Origin of the sequence: Paraburkholderia sp. J12, from assembly GCF_905220215.1 — a bacterium.
Lineage (GTDB): Bacteria > Pseudomonadota > Gammaproteobacteria > Burkholderiales > Burkholderiaceae > Paraburkholderia.
This window is the reverse complement of record NZ_CAJMZC010000022.1, coordinates 20,238-39,325: the sequence shown is the minus strand read 5'-3', so window position 1 is coordinate 39,325 and position 19,088 is coordinate 20,238. Positions and strand designations below refer to the sequence as shown.

Below are 19,088 nucleotides of genomic sequence, written 5' to 3'. Positions count from 1 at the left end.
CCGGAGGCTCCCATGTCCGATACCCCCAACGCAGCGTCCCCCGATACCATCCTCGCGCTCGAAGACGTCAGCAAGTACTTCGGCAAGGTCATCGCGCTCAACGGCGTGACACTACGCCTGAAGCGCGGCGAAGTGCACTGCCTGCTCGGCGACAACGGCGCCGGTAAATCGACGCTCATCAAGACGCTCGCGGGCGTGCACCAGCCCACCTCGGGCCAGTACCTCGTCGACGGCAAGCCGGTGCGGTTCGAGTCGCCCAAGGACGCGCTCGATCTCGGCATCGCCACCGTCTATCAGGATCTCGCGCTCGTGCCGCTGCTCTCGGTGGCGCGCAACTTCTTCATGGGCCGCGAGCCGCAGAAGAAACTCTTCGGGTTCCTCAACGTAATGGATCTCGATTCGAGCGCGCAGATCGCAAAGGACCGGCTTGCCGAAATGGGCATTCACGTGCGCGACCCGCACCAGGCCATCGGCACGATGTCGGGCGGCGAGCGCCAGTGTCTCGCCATCGCCCGCGCGATCCACTTCGGCGCCCGCGTGCTGATCCTCGACGAGCCCACGGCCGCGCTCGGCGTGAAGCAAAGCTTCAACGTGCTCAAGCTGATTCACGCCGCGCGCGCGAAAGGCATCTCGGTGATCTTCATCACCCACAACGTCCACCACGCCTACCCCATCGGCGACTCGTTCACGCTGCTCAATCGCGGCCGCTCGCTCGGCACCTATACGAAAGAGACCATCAGCAAGAACGAAGTGCTCGACATGATGGCGGGCGGCGCGGAGATGCAGAAGATGATCGCGGAACTCGACGGCGCCACCATCTGAGCGCGGCACGACGGCACGAATTCAACAGGAATGCATATGGCAATCACCCGTTCAACCGCCACGCCGGCCGAAAGCGGCCCGGGCCCGGGCCGCTTCGCGCCCGGCAAGACGCGCGACATCATCTGCCTCGGCCGCCTCGGCGTGGATCTCTACGCGCAGCAGGTGGGCGCGCGTCTGGAAGACGTCTCGACCTTCGCGAAGTACCTGGGCGGATCGTCGGCGAACATCGCGTTCGGCTGCGCGCGGCTCGGCCTCAAGTCGGCCATGCTCACGCGCGTGGGCGACGACCACATGGGCCGCTTTCTGCTGGAAACGCTCGCGAAGGAAGGCTGCGACACGAGCCACGTGCGCGTGGACCACGAACGCCTGACCGCGCTCGTGCTGCTCGGCATCAAGGACCGCGACACGTTCCCGCTGATCTTCTATCGCGAGGACTGCGCCGACATGGCCGTCGATGCGCGCGACTTCGACGAGGCATTCATCGCTTCTTCCAGGGCGCTCCTCATCACCGGCACGCACTTTTCGACCGAGCAGGTGAACCGGACAAGCCTCACCGCGCTCGACTACGCGCGCCGCAACAATGTGCGCACCGTGCTCGACATCGATTACCGGCCCGTGCTGTGGGGCCTCACCGGCAAGGCCGACGGCGAGACGCGCTTCGTCGCGAGCGAGGGCGTTTCCGCGCACCTGCAGCGCATCCTGCCGCTCTTCGATCTCGTGATCGGCACGGAAGAGGAGTTCCGCATCGCGGGCGGCAAGGAGTCGCTCATCGACGCGCTCGCACGCGTGCGCGAGGTGACGGATGCCACGCTGCTCGTCAAGCGCGGGCCGCTCGGCTGCCAGATCGTCGAGGGCGCCGTGCCCGCCTCGCTCGAGGCGCTGCCGATGCAGCGCGGCGTGGAGGTGGACGTGCTCAACGTGCTCGGCGCCGGCGACGCGTTTGCCTCGGGCTTTCTCTCGGGCTGGCTGCGCGATGCGCCGCTCGACGACTGCGCGAGCGCCGCGAACGCGTGCGGCGCGCTCGTCGTGTCGCGCCACGGCTGCGCGCCGGCCATGCCGACACCTGCCGAGCTCGACTACTTCCTGCGCGAAGCCGCCGCCGACCCGGTGCGCATGCGCCGCCCCGACCGCGACGCGACGCTTGCGCGCCTGCATCGCGTAACGCCCGCGCGCACGCCGCGCGACGAAGTGCTGGGCTTCGCCTTCGACCATCGCAACCAGTTCTTCGACCTCGCGCAGCAGACCGGCGCAGACGAGGCGCGCATTTCGAAGCTGAAGAATCTTTTCGTCGAAGCGGTCGCGCAGACCGAGCGCGCGCTCGACCTGCAAGGCCGCATCGGCGTGCTGATCGACGACCGCTACGGCCAGGATGCGCTCAATGCCGCGACTGGGCGCGGCTGGTGGATCGGCCGGCCGGTAGAGCTGCCCGGATCGAATCCGCTCGTCTTCGACCACGGCCGCTCGATCGGCACGACGCTCGCCGCCTGGCCCATCGGCCATACGGTGAAATGCCTCGTGCAGTTCCATCCCGACGATCCCGTCGAGCAGCGCATCGAACAGGAGTCCCAACTTCGTGCGCTCTACGACGCCGTGCAGGTAAGCGGCCACGAGTTGCTGCTCGAAGTGATTCCGCCGAAGCGCGACGGCGTACCGAACGCGCCCGACACCCTCTATCGCGCACTCAAGCGCCTCTACAACATCGGCCTCTACCCCGAGTGGTGGAAGCTCGAACCGGTGGATGCCGCGCAGTGGCAAGCCATCGACGCGCTGATCGCCGAACGCGACCCGCACTGTCGCGGCGTGGTGCTGCTCGGTCTTTCCGCGCCGGTGGACCAGCTGGTGGAGGGCTTCCGGCTCGCCGCGCAATCGGCCACGTGCCGTGGCTTTACCGTGGGCCGCACGATCTTCTACGAGCCGAGCCTCGCATGGCTTGCCGGCGAAATCGGCGACGACGCACTGATCGCCCGCGTGCGCGGCACCTTCGAAACGCTGATCGCCGCGTGGCGTTCGAGCCGCGCGGGCGCGCAATCCGGCGCCCCGGCCGCGGCGCTCACGCGCGAGGAGAAAGCAGCATGAACCAGCGCATTGTTCCCGTCGCGCAGGAGAGCCACCCGGAGAGTCACCCGGGCCACGTGGGCGCCCAGCACGCCGCGCCCGGCCCCACCGTGCGCCTGACCGCCGCGCAGGCGCTCGTGCGCTATCTCGCCGCGCAGCGCGTGGCCTGCGAAGACGGCTCGGGCCGCACCGAGCCGCTCTTCGGCGGCGTATTCGCGATCTTCGGCCACGGCAACGTGGCCGGTCTCGGCGAGGCGCTCTATCACTGGCGCCACGAACTGCCGACGCTGCGCGCGCACAACGAGCAGGCGATGGCGCACAGCGCGATCGCCTACGCGAAGGCGCATTTCCGCCGCCGCATGATGGCCGTGACCACTTCGATCGGCCCGGGCGCGACGAACCTCGTCACCGCCGCGGCGCTCGCGCATGTCAACCGGCTGCCGCTCCTGCTGCTCCCCGGCGACATCTTCGTCTCGCGCGAGCCCGACCCGGTGCTGCAACAGATCGAGGACCTGCACGACGGCGGCCTCTCCGCGAACGACGCACTCAAGCCCGTGTCGCGCTATTTCGACCGCATCGTGCATCCCGCGCAACTGCTTACCGCCCTGCCGCGCGCGCTGCGCGTGCTCACCGATGCGGCGCTGTGCGGCCCCGTCACGCTGGCACTGCCGCAGGACGTGCAGGCCACCGCCTGGGACTATCCGGCGAGTTTCTTCACGCCGCGTCTCGTGTCTTTCCATGCGCCCGCCCCGGTGCAAGCCGAGATCGACGCCGCGCTCGCGCAGCTCACGCGCGCGAAGCGGCCCTTGATCGTCGCGGGCGGCGGCGTACTGTATTCGCGCGCCTCGGAAGCCTTGCAGGCGCTCGCTGCGGCCCGCGGCATTCCGGTCGCGGAGACCCAGGCAGGCAAAGGCGCGCTCGCATGGGACGACCCGCTCAACGTGGGCGCGCTTGGCGTGACGGGCTCGCCCGCCGCGAACGCGCTCGCGCACGAAGCCGACTGCATCCTCGCGGTCGGCACGCGGCTGCAGGACTTCACCACCGGCTCGAATTCGCTCTTCCAGCATGCGCACGTGATCGGCGTGAACGCCAACGGCTTCGACGCGCTCAAGCACAACGCCCTCACGGTGCAGGCCGACGCCCGTCTCGCCGTCTCGGCGCTCGGCGAGGAGCTCGCCGACTGGTGCGCCGAGGCCGACTGGACCGCGCGCGCCCTCTTGCAGGCCACCGAATGGCGCGAGCGGGTCCAGCAACTCACGCATTCGCCGCAAGAGCGCAATACCCTGCCCTACGACGCCGATGTGATCGGCGCCGTGCAGCGTTCGTCGAGCCGCTCGCCCACCGACGACATCGTGGTCTGCGCGGCCGGCACGCTGCCCGCCGAACTGCACAAGCTCTGGCGCGCGGGACGGCCAGGCGCATATCACGTCGAGTACGGCTATTCGTGCATGGGCTACGAGATCGCGGGAGGCCTGGGCGCGAAGCTCGCGCGGCCCGAACGCGAAGTGATCGTGATGGTGGGCGACGGCAGCTATCTGATGATGAACAGCGAGATCGCCACGTCGGTGATGCTCGGCGCGAAGCTCATCATCGTCGTGCTCGACAACCGCGGCTATGGCTGCATCAACCGCTTGCAGCAGGCCTGCGGCGGCGCCCCGTTCAACAACCTCTTCGACGACTGCGCGCAGGGGCCGCTGGGCGCCCCGCGCATCGACTTCGCCTCGCATGCGCGCTCGCTCGGCGCGCAGGCGGAGCATGTCGCGAACGTCGCCGAACTCGAAGCGGCCATGCAGCGCGCGCGGGCCGCCACGCGCACCTACCTCATCAGCATCGACACCGACCCCGCCCGCACGACCGAAGACGGCGGCTGGTGGTGGGAAGTGGCGGTGCCCGAGGTGTCCGCCCGCACGGCCGTGCGCGAAGCGCGCGAACACTACGACGAGCGTCTCGCGCAGCGCATCCGCCGCGAAGAACCGACAACGAACGCGGACGACGACGCGCAGGACGGCGGCCAGTGAAGATGGCAACCGCAATGGCACATGCAATGGCAACAGCAAAACCGGTCAAGCTTGAGGAGCGCATATGAGCGCATTTGACGTACGCATCGGCATCAATCCGCTTTCGTGGATGAACGACGACCTGCCTTCGCTCGGCGGCGAAACCCCGCTCGAAGTCGCGCTGACCGAGGGCCGCGAGATCGGCTACGAAGGCTTCGAGCTCGGCAACAAGTTCCCGCGCGAGCCGCAGGCGCTCAAGGCCCTGCTCGCGCAATACGATCTCTCGCTCGTCTCCGGCTGGTACTCGGGCATGCTCGCGCAGCGCAGCGTCGAAGCAGAGATGGCCGCCGTGGACAAGCACCTCGATCTGCTCGCGCAGAACGGCGCAACGGTGATGGTCTACGGCGAAGTCGCCGATTCGATCCAGGGCGCGCCGCGCCCGCTGTACCAGCGTCCGCGCTTTTTCAGCGAGGCACAGTGGGACGCCTACTCGGCGCGCGTGGACGCGTTCGCGAAGCACACGCTCTCGCGCGGCGTGCGGCTCGCCTATCATCATCACATGGGCGCCTATGTCGAAACGCCGGCCGACGTGGACAAGCTGATGGCGCGCACGAGCGACGCGGTGGGCCTCCTGTTCGACGCGGGCCACATCACCTTCGCAGGCGGCGACCCCGCCGTCGAACTCGACAAGCACATCGCCCGCGTGTGCCACGTGCACTGCAAGGACGTGCGCCCTGCCGTCATCAAGCTCGCGCGCAATCGCAACTGGAGCTTCCTCGACGCGGTGCTCGCCGGCGCGTTCACGGTGCCCGGCGACGGCGCCGTCGATTTCCCGGCCATCATCGAGCGCCTCAAGCGGCACGGCTATCGCGGCTGGCTCGTGGTGGAAGCCGAACAGGATCCCGTGGTCGCGCCTTCGTATGCGTATGCACAGAAGGGCTATCGCACGCTGCGCGCGCTCGTCGACGCGCCGCTGCAGACCGCGGAAAAGGCAACGAAGGAGGCAGCATGACTCTGCTCGTGAAAGCCGCGCGCGAAGGCCAGACCATCGCGCGCGTCACGCCCGCCACGGCGGGCTGGCGTTACGTGGGCTTCGCCGCCTACCGGCTCGCCGAGGGCGACGTTGTTTACGTGCACGAAATAGGCCGCGAAAGCTGCATCGTCGTGCTGTCGGGCGCCGTGGATATCGAAGCCGGCGGCGAGCGGTGGTCGAGCCTCGGCTCGCGCGACAGCGTGTTCGAGGATGCCGCGCCTTACGCGCTCTACCTGCCGCCGGGCGTGCGAGCCACGGTACGCGCGACGCGTGCCGCCGAGGTGGGCGTCGCGACGGCGCCGGCCACGGGCACGCTGCCCGTGCGCCTGATCGAACCGGCGCAGATGAAGCGTTCGACGCGCGGCAAGAACCAGAATACACGCTACGTCTGCGACATTCTTCCGCAAACCGAGCCCGCCGAATCGCTGCTCGTGGTGGAGGTGCGCACGCCCTCAGGGCATTCGTCGAGCTATCCGCCGCACAAGCACGATGCCGACCGGCTGCCGCAGGAAAGCGCGCTGGAAGAGACCTACTATCACCGGCTGAGCCCGCCGCAGGGCTTCGCGTTCCAGCGCGTCTACACCGACGCGCGCGACCTCGACGAAACCCTGGCCGTGGAGGACCACGACGTGGTGAAGGTGCCGCGCGGCTACCACCCGGTGGTGGTGCCCTACGGTTACGACTCGTACTACCTGAACGTGATGGCCGGGCCGCGCCGCGAGTGGCACTTCCATAATGATCCCGCGCACGAGTGGATCATCGAGCGCGACGCGAAGTGAGCGTCCGGTCTTGCGTCCAATGAGAAACGCCGCCCGAAAGGCGGCGTTTGTCGTTCAAGGCGAGTTCATCGCAACATGCAGGCTCAAGCCAGCCGGAACTTCCCGACGAGGCGCTTGAGCGCCTTCGCCTGATCGTCGAGCGACTGCGCCGCGGCCGTCGCCTCTTCCACGAGCGCCGCATTCTGCTGCGTGCCCGCGTCCATCTGCGAGACCGCGCGGCTGATTTCCTCGATGCCCGCGCGCTGCTCGTGCGAGGCCGCCGAAATCTCGCCGATGATGTCGTTCACGCGCTTGACCGCCTTCACCACCTCGTCCATCGTGCGGCCGGCATCCTGCGCGAGCGTCGAACCGTTCGCCACGCGCTCCACCGAAGCGCTGATGAGCGTCTTGATCTCCTTGGCCGCCGTGGCGCTGCGCTGCGCGAGGTTGCGCACTTCGCCCGCCACCACCGAGAAGCCGCGCCCCTCTTCGCCCGCGCGCGCCGCCTCGACGGCCGCGTTGAGCGCGAGAATATTGGTCTGGAACGCAATGCCCTCGATCACGCCGATGATGTCGGCAATGCTCTTCGCGCTGTCGTTGATCTCGTTCATGGTGAGGACCACGCGGCTCACCACGGTGCCGCCCTTCTCCGCGATCTCCGATGCGTTGCCCGCCAGCGTGCTCGCCTGCGCCGCGTTTTCGGCATTCAGGCGCACCGTGGACGTGAGCTGCTCCATGCTGCTCGCCGTGCGCTCGAGCGCCACGGCCTGCTCTTCGGTGCGCTGCGAGAGGTCGAGGTTGCCCGTGGAGATCTCGCCCGATGCGGACGCAATCGCTTCCGCGCTCGCGGCGATTTCGGCCACCGTCGTGGAAAGCCCCTGCTGCATGTCGCGCAGCGCGCCCAGCATGCTCGTGGTGGCGCGCGCATCGACCTTCACCGGCTGCGCGAGGTCGCCCGATGCGATGCGGCTCGCGATCGCCTTGGCGAGCGCCGGCTCGCCGCCCAGTTGCCGCGCGATGCGCCGCACGACCCACTCGCTCACCACGAACGCGAGCACGAAGAGCGCGACCGTTGCCGCGGCGATCATCACGAACGACGACTTGAAGATGAACGACGCCGCCTCGATGGTGGCTTTCGCGGCGGTGCCGCGCTGTTCGACGAGCTGATCGACGAGCGTTTCGAGCTTTTCCGTTTCGACCAGCAGCGACACGTCCTGGGTGCCGACCTGCCAGCTCATCTGCGAGAGATCGAGCGGCTGCGCCTTCACGAGCGTCACGAAATCGCGCAGATGACCGCTCCACGTCGCGGTGGCGGCCGCCAGCTTCTTTTGCAGCGCAAGGCCGTCGGCGCCCGACTGCCCGGCGTATTGCTGAAGCTGATCCATCTCGCGGCCGAGCGCCTGCAGATCGTGGTCGACGTCGTCGCCCAGTTCGTCGCGCTCCCTGGCCGTGGTGGCGGTGAGCAGCATCTTCTGGGCGCGGCTCGCGCGCAGCACGTGGCCGCGCGCCTCTTCGGCCGCGCGGCTCGCCACGTAGCCCTGTTCGTAGATCGATTGCGTCGAGCCGTTCAGGCGGCTGATCTGCGTGAGCGAAAACACGCCCATCGCGAGCGTGCCGATCAGCAAGACCGCGAACGCGACGCGCAGCGTCGCCTTGACCGAAAACGGCTTGCCCGCGCGGCCGCGCGCGGTCTTCTTCGAGGAGGCCCGGGCCGCGCCTGCGGCGCCCGTGTCCTGCGGCATGAAACCGGCTTGCCGGTTGCCCTGCGATACTGCTTTCATGTTTTGACGGTCTCCTGTCGACCCGGGCTGGCGCGTAGGCACCGCCCCGGATCCCACACATTGCTGCTGTCGTTCGACGGACCGGCAGGCATGCCGGTCCGCTACAACCCGGTCAACGGCAGATCCGCCTCCGATCTTTAGCGGCGCTCTGGTGGCGCTGCCGCGTTCCGGCCCCGTAACACCGCGCTTTTTGGGCGCATGCACCGCCGGGTTATACCCGACCAAAATCCGGGGCCAAAAATCCGCAACCCTGAAACGCCCCGTCCTGGCGTGCGTCACCGTGTCCGATTCTCGACAAAAGATGTCCGCACGACTCGCTCAAGACACATTACACTGCGCTCATAACTCCTATACATGTCCATTTCGTGCCGTCGCCGCGCCTTTCCGTGCGGTGCCCGCGCGAACTCTCCTGTGATCGACAATATGGAAACGAGCCTCAACAAAGGTGCCCTGGCGGGCACCGCGCCCGCGGCGTCCGCAACGTCCGGCGCGCAACGCACGGTGTACTCCGTTCTCGGTGCGATCAGCTTTTCGCATCTGCTCAACGACATGATCCAGTCGTTGATTCTCGCGATCTACCCCATGCTCAAGGACAACTTCTCGCTGTCCTTCACGCAGATCGGCCTCATCACGCTCACCTACCAGATCACGGCTTCCCTGCTGCAACCGCTCGTGGGCATCTATACGGACAAAAAGCCCATGCCGTATTCGCTGCCCGTCGGCATGGGTTTCACGCTGTGCGGCCTGCTGCTGATGTCGGTGGCGCCGACCTTCGGCGTGCTGCTCGTCGCGGCCGCGCTGGTGGGCTGCGGCTCGTCGGTGTTTCACCCCGAGTCCTCGCGCGTCGCGCGCATGGCCTCCGGCGGCCGCCACGGCCTCGCCCAGTCGCTCTTCCAGGTGGGCGGCAACGCGGGCTCGTCGCTCGGGCCGCTGCTCGCCGCCGCGATCATCATCCCGCACGGCCAGCGCAGCATCGCCTGGTTCTCGGTCGCGGCGCTCGTCGCCATCGTCGTGCTCACGCAGATCGGCCGCTGGTACAAGGCCCATCCCGGCATGAAGAAAAAGCGCGCCGAGGCGCCGCACGTCACGCTCTCGCGCGCTCGCGTCGCCACGGCGATCAGCATTCTCGTGCTGCTCGTGTTCTCGAAGTACTTCTACCTCGCGAGCATCAACAGCTACTTCACGTTCTATCTGATCGACCGCTTCCATCTGCCCGTGCAGGCCGCCCAGGTGCATCTGTTCGTGTTCCTCGCGGCGGTCGCGGCGGGCACGATCATCGGCGGCCCGGTGGGCGACCGCATCGGCCGCAAGTATGTGATCTGGGGTTCGATCCTGGGCGTGGCGCCGTTCACGCTGCTGCTGCCCTACGCGAACCTGTTCTGGACCGGCGTGCTCACGGTGATCATCGGCGTGGTGCTGGCCTCGGCGTTCTCGGCCATCCTCGTGTATGCCCAGGAACTGATTCCGGGCAAGGTGGGCATGGTCGCGGGGCTTTTCTTCGGTTTCGCGTTCGGCCTGGGCGGCATCGGCGCGGCCGTGCTCGGCCAGCTCGCGGATGCGACGAGCATCGGCTTCGTGTACAAGGTGTGCTCGTTCCTGCCGCTCATCGGCATCCTCACCGTGTTGCTGCCGGACATCGAGGGCAAGCGGGCGAAGAAGGCGGCGGCCTGAGGTTCGCGCAACACACCCGACGCGTCTGACACCTCTGACACGCCTGAACGGCACGACGGCTGGACGCCCGCGAGGGGTCCGGCCGTTTTTCCTTCTGGACATTCGCGCTTTGCCCCGCCGCGACTTCGTACTAGTCTTGATGAGGGACCGCGCAGCACGCCGTGCGGACCTTCTTCGAGACGTCCCGCGCGAGGTCCGCCATGCAATTGTCCACGGTAGCCATCGACAAACCGGAAGCCACCAATTTCATTCTCGGCCAGTCGCATTTCATCAAAACGGTCGAGGACCTGCACGAGGCCATGGTCGGCGCGGTGCCCGGCATCACGTTCGGCCTTGCGTTCTGCGAGGCCTCGGGCAAACGGCTCGTGCGCCGCTCGGGCACCGACGAAGTGCTCGTGAAGATGGCGAGCGACAACGCGCTGCGGATCGCCGCGGGCCACAGCTTCATCGTTTTCCTGGGCGACGGCTTTTTCCCCATCAACATACTCAACACCATCAAGGCGGTGCCCGAGGTCTGCCGCATTTTCTGCGCGACCGCGAACCCCACCCAGGTGCTGATCGCGGAAACGGACCAGGGGCGCGGCATCGTCGGCGTGGTGGACGGTTTTGCCCCGCTTGGCATGGAGACGGAAGACGACGTGCGCTGGCGCCGCGATCTGCTGCGCGCCATCGGCTACAAGGCCTGAGCGCCGATGACTGCGTCCGTCGCAATCGGGGAGCTGCGCGCGGCGCTCGAACGGCAAACCGTGCTCGCGCTCGAACGCGGTGCGCTCCTGCCCATCGAAACCGCGCTTACACATATCGAAGACGGCGGCGTGCGCTTTTCCGTCCGCGTGGCGGAGAATCTCGTGCGCAAGGACGCGGCCACGCGCCCGCGCGATGCACAGCCGCCGCGCGATCCGTTTCTGCCCTACGAAGCCGATCTCTTCGTCGCCGATCTCTCGCCCACGCACGTTGCGCTGCTCAACAAGTTCAACGTGATCGACCGGCACCTCCTGATCGTGACCCGCCGCTTCGAACCGCAGGAGGCCTTGCTCGACGTTGCCGATTTCGCGGCGTTGGTGACGGCGTTGCGAGACATCGACGGACTCGGCTTCTACAACGGCGGAGCGGTAGCGGGCGCGAGCCAACCGCACAAACATCTGCAGATGGTGCCGCTGCCGCTCGACGAGAGCTGGCCGCCGGTGCCGATGGAAGCGCTGCTTGACCATGCGCGGGCGGTGGATGGCACGCGAGCCCTCGCGGTGGTGCCGGGTCTGAAGTTCCGGCATGCCTTTGCACGCCTCGACCTCCGTGCCGCTAGTGTGATTGAGGCCGCTCGCACCGCGACGGCGTGCTACCGCACACTGCTCGATGCCGCCGGCGTGAACGCCATCGAAGTGGAAGGCATCGCGCATCAGGGCTCGCCATACAACCTGCTCGTCACGCGCCGATGGATGTTGCTGGTGCCGCGTTCGAAGGAACGCATCGAAGGAATTTCGGTGAATACGCTGGGTTTTGCGGGCTCGTTCTTCGTGCGCGACACGGCGCAACTGCAGACGCTCGCGCAACTCGGCCCGATGAAGGCGCTGGAACACGTTGGCGTGATATCCGGCACATAGTCAGGATAACTTGCCTTTTAGCCGATCCCGAGCCACTCGCGAACGATGCTCTCGTTCTGCGCCAGCGCATCCGGTGGGCCGTCGAACACGATGCGCCCATGCCCCATCACCGCCACACGATCGGCCAGCGCAGGCGCGAGTGTGAGGCGCTGCTCGATCAGCAATACCGCCACGCCACGCTCGCGCAGTGCCGTGAGACAGTCGCCCACGCGGGCAGCCATTTCTGCGGAAAGGCCCTCGGTCGGTTCATCGACGATCAGCAGCTTCGGGCCGTTCATCAATGCGCGTGCGAGCGCGAGCATCTGCTGCTCGCCGCCCGAGAGCACCCCGGCGCGTACCGTGCGACGCTCGGCAAGAACCGGAAACAACGAGCGCACTTCCTCGTGCGATAAACCGTCGCGCTTCGAACGAGACCCCATGCCGAGCCGCAGGTTCTCTTCGACGCTCAATGTGGGAAACGCATCGCGTTGCTCCGCGACATAACCCAGGCCGAGCCGCGCGATCTCGAAGGTGCGCAGCCCCGCGAGACTCGCGCCGGCGAAGCGCCGCTCGCCTTGCGTGCGCACCATCGACATCAGCGCTTTCGCGAAGGTCGATCGCCCCGACCCGTTGCGCCCCGCGAGCGCGACGATCTCACCCTCGCCGACGCGCAGGTCCACGCCGTGCAGCACCTGGCTCGCGCCGTACCACGCGCGCAGGCCGCTCACTTCAAGCAGCCCGCTCATGGCGCGAACCCGCCGAGATACGCCTCGCGCACCGCGCCATCGGCACGAATCTCGGCCGGCGTGCCCGTGGCGATCACGCGGCCCTGAACGAGCACGGAGACGCGGTCGGCCAGACCGAATACGGCGTCCATGTCGTGTTCGATCAGCAGCAGCGTCTTGTCCGCCGTAGTGGCCCGAATCAGCTCGACGGCGCGCGCGGCTTCGGCGCGATTCATGCCCGCCGTGGGCTCGTCGAGCAACAGCGTATGCGCGCCGCCTGCGAGCGCGAGGCCCAGATCGAGCGCGCGCTGGGCCGCATAGCCGAGCGTGACGGCCTCGCACTGCGCCACCGCTTCGAGGCCGATCGCTTCGAGCACCTCGGCCGCGCGTGCCTCGACGCGTCGCGAACGCATCCAGCGCGCCGCGAAACCCGCGCCGCCGCGCTGCGAGGCCAGCACGGCGCAACGCAGATTCTCGATCACGGTGAGGCGTGCGAACACACGCGTTGTCTGGAAGCTGCGCGCGAGGCCGCGCCGGCTCAGCGCGGGCGGAGAAAGACGTGTCGTATCGGCGCCGTCCAGTTCGATGCGGCCTGCGCTCGGCCGGCGTTCGCCCGCGATCAGACTGAAGAGCGTCGATTTACCCGCGCCGTTCGGGCCGATCAGCGCATGGCGTTCGCAGGCCCGCACGGCAAGATCGACACCGCGCAGGATGGGCGTGTCGCCGAAGCGTTTTTCGATCCCGGTCAGGCGCAGTGCGATGCGGTTCATTGCACCTCCTGGCCCGCTTCGTCGAGCGCACGCGCGGCGACGCACGCATGCCGGCCCGCGACCCACGCGAACAACGCCAGCACGACGATGACAGCGGCAAGACACCACGAATAGAAAGGTGTGAGTGCAACGAACCCGGTGCCTGTATCGCCCTCATCAGAAAAGCGCCACGCATAGGCCCATTGAACGGCCAACACGAGTGCAAGCACCGCGCCTGCCGCGGCTCCTGTCCCCGTCAGCCAGACCAGGCGACAGCGCCGCCAGCCGTGCCGCACGAAACGCGTGCGCTGACGCGCAACGAAACCCGCGAGTCCATCGGGCGCCCCCAGCACGACGGCGATAAAAAACAGGCCCACGTACAGCATCCACGCACGCGTGACGCTCGCCACACCCACGCTGAACGCGACCCACACGAGCGCACCGAGCACCGGCCCGAAGAACGACGCCGCGCCGCCCGTCACGGTGGCAATCAGCACGGCGGCCGAGCGCGTCATGCCCACGCTCTCGGCCGCGGCGAGTTCGACGTTGATGAGCGTGAGCGTACCCGCCACGCCCGCGAATGCAGCACTCCAGACGATCATCGCGGCCCGCACGCGCGCGGGCGTTGCACCCATCGACGCGGCGCGCACCGCGTTGTCGCGCACTGCATTCGCCAGGCGTGCAAACGGTGTACGCGAAAGCGCGAAGATCGCGGCCGACGCGAGCACACACCATGCGGCAATCACGCAGTACGCCTCACGATCGGGACCGAAGGTCCAGCCCGCGATGGCCGGACCACTCGCGCGATCGATCGCCACGCCGGCTTCGCCGCCGAACCAGCCCGGCAGCGCCCAGGCGGCCGCGGCCACGAGCTCGCCGAGCCCGAGCGTGATCATCGCGAAGGCCGTGCCCGAACGGCGCGCGGCGACGAGCGCCGTGAGCGCGCCGAAGGCTGCACCGCCCAGACCGCCCGCCAGCGGCAGGAGCGGCAAAGGCAAAACGTGGCGGGTGAAAAGCTGCGCGGCGGCAAGCGCCCCAAGGCCAGCCGGCACGGCGTGGCCAAACGAGAGCAAGCCGGTTTCGCCCAGCAACAGGTTGTACGAGAGCGCGAGGACGATCATCGCCGCAGCCTGGGCGAGACAGGCGAGCAGCCAGCCCTGCGGCACGCCCGTTGCCGATACCGCTGCGCTCACGAGCGGGGGCACGACGAAGAGCGCGACGAGCGCGAGCCACGGCGCGAGTGCAAACAACCGCCGTCGCGGCAGACGGATTGTGTGTGCAGACGGCACGACGCGAGGACGTTTATCGAAGTTCATGCGCGCAAGCGGCCTTCCATCAATCGTCCTCGCCGCGCTGGCCGAAGAGGCCCTGCGGACGCACGGCAAGCATGGCGACGAGCAGCAGATACGGCAGCAGCGGCGCGAACTGCGCGAGCGTCAGCGCGCGCCAGGCGTCGGGCAGCGGCACACCCCAGAGCTCGACGAAGTTGCCCAACGAAACCTCGCTCGAAACAGCGAAGGTCTGCAGCAGCCCCACCACGAGCGACGCCACGAACGCGCCACCCAGCGACCCGAGGCCGCCGATCACGACCACGACGAAGACGATCGAGCCGACCGACTCGGCCATCGCCGGTTCGACGACGAAAAGCGGTGCAGCCACGGCACCCGCCAGCGCGGCGAGCGCCGTGCCGAACGCGAATACCATCGTCTGAACACGGGGCACGTCGTGGCCGAGCGCCTCGACGGCGCGCGCATGCGTGAGCGCGGCGCGCACCACGAGCCCTGTCTGCGAAATGCGCAGCACGGCGTACAGCAGCCCGAGCATGCACGCGGCCACGACGAGCACGAACGCGCGATAACGCGGGAACGCCGCGCCGCCGAGGGTGAAGAGCGGGCCGTCGAGGCGTGCGGGCAGCGGCGCGGCGAGCGGCTGCAAACCCCAGACGAGCTTCACGAGTTCGCCGATCGCCCACGCCGCGCCAAACGTGAGCAGCAAGGCATTGAGCGGTCCGGCCGGCCGCACACGCCGCAGCAGCGCCCATTCGAATACCGCGCCGGCCAGTCCCGCCACGAGCGGCGCGAGCACGAGCGCCCAGCCGAAGCCCAGCCAGATCGCGAAGCTCACGCCCAGGTAGGCGCCGAGCATGTAGAAGCTCGCGTGCGCGAAATTGAGCACGCCGAGCATGCTGAAGATCAGCGTGAGCCCCGCGGACAGCATGAAAAGCAGGAGCCCGTAGCTGAGGCCGTTGAGCACGTCGATGGCGAAGGCCTGCACGCGGGGGTCCCGGTTCTCGATGCGCGAGTCGGTCTGGCGCGGCGGTTCAGCCGCGCGCAGAATCGACCGCGGCGGCCGCTGCGCCCGTCACGACGAGCGGCTCAAGCGCGGCGCGCAGCGCGTCAGGCAGCGCGCTCACGGGGCGGCGCGTGGCACGATCGACGTACACGTGCACGAAATGGCCCTGCGCCGCGGGCGTCTCCTCGCCTTCGCGAAAGAGCCCCACCTCGTAGCGCACGCTCGACGAACCGAGGCGCGCGACGCGCAGCCCGGCATCCACGCGCTCCGGAAACACGAGCGGCGCGAAATAGTTGCACTGCGTCTCGACCACGAGCCCGATCGTCGCGCCCTGCTCGATGTCGAGCGCGCCCGCGCGGATCAGGTACTCGTTCACCACCGTGTCGAAGTAGCTGTAGTAGACGACGTTGTTCACGTGGCCATAGACATCGTTGTCCATCCAGCGCGTGCCGATCGGCAAGAAGTGGCGATAAGCGGCGCGGACGACGGTGACGGGTCGGTTCATCGGCAAGATCCTGGACAGGTGGGGCGAAAGATCGGCGGTTGCGGCGCGGACATTACTGCCCGGGCCGCTCGACGAATTCGAACGGCAGGCCGCGCCGGCGCATCCACTCGCCGAGCGCCTGGCCCGTGCCCGCGCGCCACGGCCGCAACTTCGCGGGCTCGACAAGCCGGTATTCGAGCAGCTCCGGCGAAAGCGCGACCGTGCCCGTGGCCTTGACGTGATACGCGATGATGAGCTCGTTCTTGCGGATGAACTCGTAGACCCCGATGAGCTCGACGCTCTCGGCGCGCAGCGCGGTCTCTTCGAAGACTTCGCGCGCGATGCCTTCTTCCGGCGTTTCGCCGTTTTCGAGAAAGCCGGTGATGAGCGCGAACATGCCCTCGGGCCAGGCGGCGTTGCGCGCGAGCAGCACGCGGCCTTCGTATTCGACGATCGCCGCGACGACCGGCAGCGGATTGTTCCAGTGGACGTAGCCGCACCCGGAATCGGGACAGGCCTGGCGCACGCGGCCGCCTTCGTGGGCGGGATCGGCGCGTTCGGTGAGAGGCGAGGCACAGCGGGGGCAGAACTGGTAATCGCTCATGATGGCGAGGGCGCGCACGGGATAAGAAGCGCGGCCGCGCGGCCCGGCGGGCACGCTCGCGGCGGACGCGAAGCGCTTATTTTAGTGTGCTATCCCGCCGCGCGTGCGGGGCCGCAGAAGGCCGCCGTTCAGGCCACGACTGCTACCTGCGCGCCCTCTCACACCCGCGTGCGCCAGACGAGCCCCAGCGCGCCGGCGACGAGCGTTCCCGCCGCGAGCCACAGCGACGGCGAGAACGAGCCCGTCGCGGCCGCCAGCGGCGCGGCCACGAGCGGCCCGGCAATCTGGCCGATGCCGTAGGCGGCCGTCGCATAACCCATCAGCGCGGCGGCATGCTCGCCGCGCAGCAGACGCGCCTCGCGCATCGCGAACAGCGTGATCGCCGTGAACGGCAAACCGATCAGCACGCTGCCAAACGAGAAGCCCGCCGCATTCGGCCAGACGATCCCAAGAGCGATACCCACCGCCTGGAGCACGTAGCAGCCCGCCAGCATCAGGCGGTTGTCCCAGTGAAACGGCAGCCGCGCCCCGACGAGCGCGCCCACCACCAGCGCCGCGCCGAACATCGGCCAGAACAGGTCGGGCCACGCCGAGCCGGGCAGCGCATGACGCGCGATCACGGGCAGGAAGGTCGCGGTGATGATGTAGCCGAAGCCGGGCACGCCATAGAGCAGAACGAGCCAGAAGGCATCGACGTGGCGCGCGCCGGGTTCGGCGGCAGGCGTGGCAGGCGTATTAGCGTTCGCGGCCCCGCTGGTGGGTGGAGATGCCGGCGCACGCACATCCTCACCGAAGGTTTTCCATACGAGCACGGCCAGCACTGCGCTGACAAGGCCGAAGCCGATCCACCCGGCCCGCGCCCCAAGCCCGCCCGCGGCGCTCACGAGCAGCCCGGTCGCCACGATGCCGAAACCCGGGCCCGTATAGATCACGCCGCCCCATTCGTTCGCGTCCAGTTGCGCGAGGCGCCGCAAGCCCCACTGGGAGGCGAACACGAAGGTCCACGCGCTCACCGCGCCAGCCACGAAACGCACGATGGCCCAGATCCAGAACTGTTGCGTGAGCCCCATCGCGAGGGTCAGCAGCACGGTCGCGGCGAGTCCCGCGCGCACGATCTTCGCGTGCGGGATGCGCAGCGCCACGCAGCTGAGCGCGCCGGCGAAATAACCCGCGTAGTTGAGCGAGGCGAGCCAGCCGCCGTGCCGCAGATCGAGGCCGCCGCCATGCAGCATCAGCGGCAGGAGCGGCGTGAATGCAAAGCGCCCCACGCCCAGCGCCACCGCGAGCGTGACCATGCAGGCCAGCGCGGCGCGGCGGGCGGCGTCGGGGCGGTGCGCGTCCCCGTCCACAGCGGCCGTCATGGCGGCATGCGGTTCGACGCGGGCAACGGCGGGACGGCGGGCGAGATCGTTCATGGCGGCAAACGGGGCAAAAACTGGGGCAAAAGACGGCGCAATGGCAAAGCGGCTCCATTGCATCTTAGGCCGGCGAACCGTTCACGAAAAATGAATTATCATGAATTAATCCATCCCAAGGAGAGAATCATGGATCTGGCGGCGCTCGCGATTTTCCGGGCCGTGGTCCGCGAAAACGGCGTCACGCGCGCGGCGGCGAAGCTCAACCGCGTGCAGTCGAACGTCACGACCCGCATCAAGCAGCTGGAGGAGCAACTGGGCGCCGAGCTTTTCACGCGCGACGGTCGCCGGCTCGTCCTCACGCCCGCGGGCGAGACGCTCCTGCCCTACGCCGAGCGCCTGCTCGCCCTCGCCGACGAAGCGCGCCACGCGGTCAAGGCCGGGCGGCCCACGGGACGGCTGCGTCTCGGCACGATGGAGAGCACGGCGGCGAGCCGCCTGCCCAGCGTACTCGCGCGTTATCACCAAAACTGGCCCGACGTGACGCTCGAACTGGAGACGGGCACCACGGGCCGCCTGATCGAGCGCCTGCGCGAATTCGAGGTGGACGCGGCGCTCATCTCCACGCCGCTCTCGGGAGCACCGGACACCGAAGTCTTCGAATACGTGCCGGTCTATCGCGAAGAACTCGTGATGCTGACCCCGCGCGGGCACCGGCCCATCCGCCAGCCCGGCGACGTCGCGCTTTCGACCCTCGTGGCGTTCGAGCGCGGCTGCGCGTACCGCAGCTATGTCGAGCGCTGGTATCTCGAACATGGCATCCGGCCGACGCGCGTGCTCGAACTGGGCTCGTACCACGCGATCGTCGCGTGCGTGGCCGCGGGTGCGGGCGTGGCCGTCGCGCCGCGCTCGGTGCTGGAACTGCAACGCAACGTCGATGAAATCGCGATGCACTCGCTCGGCGCGCAGGGACTCATCGACACGTTGCTGGTCTGGCGGCGCGGGCACTATTCGCCGGCGCTCGACGCGCTCAAGCATGCGTTGCTGGAGAGCGCCGCGTCTGTCGCGGGCCGCCATACGGCAAGCGGCGCAGCGGCCACCTCAGCCGAAGGCGTGCAGGCAACGGCCTGAACGATACCGGCCGCCCCAAACGAAAAGGGCCGCCCTCGAGGAGCAGCCCTT

17 protein-coding genes are annotated in these 19,088 nt (G+C 68.3%); 9 read left to right on the top strand and 8 right to left on the bottom strand.

Features of this window, described 5'->3' with window-relative positions; translation table 11 throughout:
* The first annotated feature begins 12 nt into the window (after nt 1-12).
* The 5 genes from U5760_RS29495 (at nt 13) to iolB (ending at nt 6,686) form a co-directional block, all read left to right on the top strand.
* On the top strand, nt 13-822 hold the full coding sequence (locus U5760_RS29495; RefSeq protein WP_322015847.1) for an ATP-binding cassette domain-containing protein: 810 nt from the start codon (nt 13-15) through the stop codon (nt 820-822).
* 30 nt (nt 823-852) lie between these two features.
* On the top strand, nt 853-2,898 hold the full coding sequence (locus U5760_RS29490) for a bifunctional 5-dehydro-2-deoxygluconokinase/5-dehydro-2-deoxyphosphogluconate aldolase (protein WP_415914201.1): 2,046 nt from the start codon (nt 853-855) through the stop codon (nt 2,896-2,898).
* A complete protein-coding gene (iolD, locus tag U5760_RS29485; RefSeq protein ID WP_322015845.1) occupies nt 2,895-4,895 on the top strand; it encodes a 3D-(3,5/4)-trihydroxycyclohexane-1,2-dione acylhydrolase (decyclizing) in 2,001 nt (666 codons plus the stop codon). The genes U5760_RS29490 and iolD overlap by 4 nt, the downstream gene beginning before the upstream one ends.
* Nucleotides 4,896-4,959: 64 nt before the next feature.
* The gene (gene iolE / locus U5760_RS29480; RefSeq protein WP_322015844.1) at nt 4,960-5,886 is read left to right on the top strand and encodes a myo-inosose-2 dehydratase; all 927 of its coding nucleotides are present in this window, start codon (nt 4,960-4,962) and stop codon (nt 5,884-5,886) included.
* Nucleotides 5,883-6,686 carry a 5-deoxy-glucuronate isomerase gene (iolB, locus tag U5760_RS29475; RefSeq protein WP_322015843.1) on the top strand — a complete coding sequence of 268 codons (804 nt, stop codon included), beginning with the start codon at nt 5,883-5,885 and terminating at the stop codon, nt 6,684-6,686. The genes iolE and iolB overlap by 4 nt, the downstream gene beginning before the upstream one ends.
* Nucleotides 6,687-6,769: 83 nt before the next feature.
* Here the strand turns inward: iolB and U5760_RS29470 are convergent, their stop codons facing one another.
* A complete protein-coding gene (locus tag U5760_RS29470; RefSeq protein WP_322015842.1) occupies nt 6,770-8,446 on the bottom strand; it encodes a methyl-accepting chemotaxis protein in 1,677 nt (558 codons plus the stop codon).
* Between the two features lie 423 nt (nt 8,447-8,869).
* Between U5760_RS29470 and U5760_RS29465 the strand changes: the two genes are divergently transcribed.
* From U5760_RS29465 to U5760_RS29455, 3 genes are all read left to right on the top strand, one after another.
* Nucleotides 8,870-10,117, top strand: a complete 1,248-nt coding sequence (locus U5760_RS29465; protein ID WP_322015878.1) for an MFS transporter — start codon at nt 8,870-8,872, stop codon at nt 10,115-10,117.
* 200 nt (nt 10,118-10,317) lie between these two features.
* Complete coding sequence (locus U5760_RS29460; protein ID WP_322015841.1) at nt 10,318-10,803, top strand: adenosine-specific kinase; 486 nt, start codon at nt 10,318-10,320, stop codon at nt 10,801-10,803.
* A 6-nt stretch (nt 10,804-10,809) separates the two neighbouring features.
* Nucleotides 10,810-11,718 (top strand): ATP adenylyltransferase family protein, encoded by a 909-nt coding sequence (locus tag U5760_RS29455; protein WP_322015840.1) that lies wholly within the window; start codon nt 10,810-10,812, stop codon nt 11,716-11,718.
* A gap of 17 nt (nt 11,719-11,735) precedes the next feature.
* Here U5760_RS29455 and U5760_RS29450 read toward each other — a convergent pair whose 3' ends face one another.
* The 7 genes from U5760_RS29450 to U5760_RS29420 form a co-directional block, all read right to left on the bottom strand.
* Nucleotides 11,736-12,443 carry an ABC transporter ATP-binding protein gene (locus U5760_RS29450; protein ID WP_322015839.1) on the bottom strand — a complete coding sequence of 236 codons (708 nt, stop codon included), beginning with the start codon at nt 12,441-12,443 and terminating at the stop codon, nt 11,736-11,738.
* Complete coding sequence (locus U5760_RS29445) at nt 12,440-13,192, bottom strand: ABC transporter ATP-binding protein (RefSeq protein WP_322015838.1); 753 nt, start codon at nt 13,190-13,192, stop codon at nt 12,440-12,442. The genes U5760_RS29450 and U5760_RS29445 overlap by 4 nt, the downstream gene beginning before the upstream one ends.
* On the bottom strand, nt 13,189-14,487 hold the full coding sequence (locus tag U5760_RS29440) for a branched-chain amino acid ABC transporter permease (protein ID WP_322015837.1): 1,299 nt from the start codon (nt 14,485-14,487) through the stop codon (nt 13,189-13,191). The genes U5760_RS29445 and U5760_RS29440 overlap by 4 nt, the downstream gene beginning before the upstream one ends.
* Before the next feature lie 19 nt (nt 14,488-14,506).
* Entirely contained in the window at nt 14,507-15,445 is a 939-nt protein-coding gene (locus U5760_RS29435; protein WP_322015836.1) for a branched-chain amino acid ABC transporter permease, read from the bottom strand.
* Between the two features lie 46 nt (nt 15,446-15,491).
* Nucleotides 15,492-15,968, bottom strand: coding sequence for a thioesterase family protein (locus U5760_RS29430; protein WP_322015835.1), 477 nt, complete (start codon nt 15,966-15,968; stop codon nt 15,492-15,494).
* A 52-nt stretch (nt 15,969-16,020) separates the two neighbouring features.
* Entirely contained in the window at nt 16,021-16,551 is a 531-nt protein-coding gene (locus U5760_RS29425) for an NUDIX domain-containing protein (protein WP_322015834.1), read from the bottom strand.
* A gap of 158 nt (nt 16,552-16,709) precedes the next feature.
* A complete protein-coding gene (locus tag U5760_RS29420; protein WP_415914200.1) occupies nt 16,710-17,966 on the bottom strand; it encodes a YbfB/YjiJ family MFS transporter in 1,257 nt (418 codons plus the stop codon).
* Between the two features lie 129 nt (nt 17,967-18,095).
* Here U5760_RS29420 and U5760_RS29415 point away from each other — a divergent pair, with 129 nt between their 5' ends.
* Nucleotides 18,096-19,037 carry a LysR substrate-binding domain-containing protein gene (locus U5760_RS29415; protein WP_322015833.1) on the top strand — a complete coding sequence of 314 codons (942 nt, stop codon included), beginning with the start codon at nt 18,096-18,098 and terminating at the stop codon, nt 19,035-19,037.
* Nucleotides 19,038-19,088 lie beyond the last annotated feature (51 nt).